This window comes from Sphingomonas sp. RS2018, assembly GCF_054489605.1.
Genome location: NZ_JBTMWL010000012.1, coordinates 1 through 1194 on the forward strand (window position 1 = coordinate 1; position 1194 = coordinate 1194).

The window sequence follows — 1194 nt, forward strand, 5'->3', positions numbered from 1 at the left end:
TACAGCGTAGCGGTGGCCGCATGACCGCGCGGGTGGAGGAGCAGCTCGGCCGGTTGGCCGGGCTGTCTTCGGCAGAGCTGCGCGTCGAGTGGCGACGTGTGACCGCCACGCCGCTGCCGCGGATCAGCCCCAGCCTGCTGCGGCTGGCCCTCGCCTGGGAGCTGCAGGCGCTGGCCTGCGGTGGTTTGTCACGCGAGACGCGGCGGACGCTGGTCGAGCTGGATACTGGCAAGGCTCGCACGCTGAGTGTGCAACCGGGCACCCGGCTGGTGCGCGAGTGGCAGGGTCGCGTGCATATCGTGACTGTCGGCGAGGACCGCGTGATCCGCTGGGAAGACCGCGCGTACGGTTCGCTCTCCGAGGTCGCCCGCGCCATCACCGGCACACGCTGGTCGGGCCCGGCATTCTTCGGCCTCAAGCAGCGCAAGGCCGCGGCATGAAGCCGGTCCGCTGTGCGATCTACACCCGCAAGTCGAGCGACGAGGGGCTGGAGCAGGCATTCAACAGCCTCGACGCGCAGCGCGAGGCCTGTGCCGCCTATATCCTGTCACAGGCCAGCGAAGGGTGGACCGCGCTGCCCGAGGTCTACGATGATGGTGGCCTGTCGGGCGGTACGCTCGAGCGCCCCGCGCTGCAGCGGCTGCTCGCCGAGGTCGATGCCGGGCGTGTCGACATTATCGTCGTCTACAAGGTCGATCGCCTGACCCGGTCGTTGTTCGACTTTGCCAAGCTCGTCGAGCGGCTCGACGCCGGCAAGGTGTCGTTCGTGAGCGTCACCCAGTCGTTCAACACCACCACCAGCATGGGCCGGCTGACGCTCAACATGCTGCTGTCGTTTGCGCAGTTCGAGCGCGAGGTGACCGCCGAGCGTATCCGCGACAAGATCGCCGCCTCCAAGGCGCGCGGCATGTGGATGGGGGGCATCCCGCCGATTGGCTATGCGCCCGATGGGCGGACGCTCGTAATCGTCGAGCGTGAAGCCGAACAGGTCCGTGACATCTTCGCGCGCTATCTGCGGCTGGGCACGGTGCGGCTGGTCGCTGACGAGCTTGTCCGCGACCGCCTGACCACCCCGCCCCGGGTCAACGGCAAGGGTGGCACCTATGGCGGCTGCGCCTGGTCGCGCGGGCAGATCTACAAGCTGCTGTCCAACCCGGTCTACATCGGCATGATCGAGCACAAGGGCACCCGCTA

The 1194-nt window shown here is 68.2% G+C and carries 2 protein-coding genes; both read left to right on the top strand.

Annotated elements, in window-relative coordinates:
• The coding region (locus tag ACX40P_RS15130; RefSeq protein WP_459127187.1) for a DUF2924 domain-containing protein at window positions 1–440 on the top strand (440 nt) is incomplete at its 5' end.
• The coding region (locus ACX40P_RS15135) for a recombinase family protein (RefSeq protein ID WP_459127188.1) at window positions 437–1194 on the top strand (758 nt) is incomplete at its 3' end. The genes ACX40P_RS15130 and ACX40P_RS15135, both read left to right, overlap by 4 nt.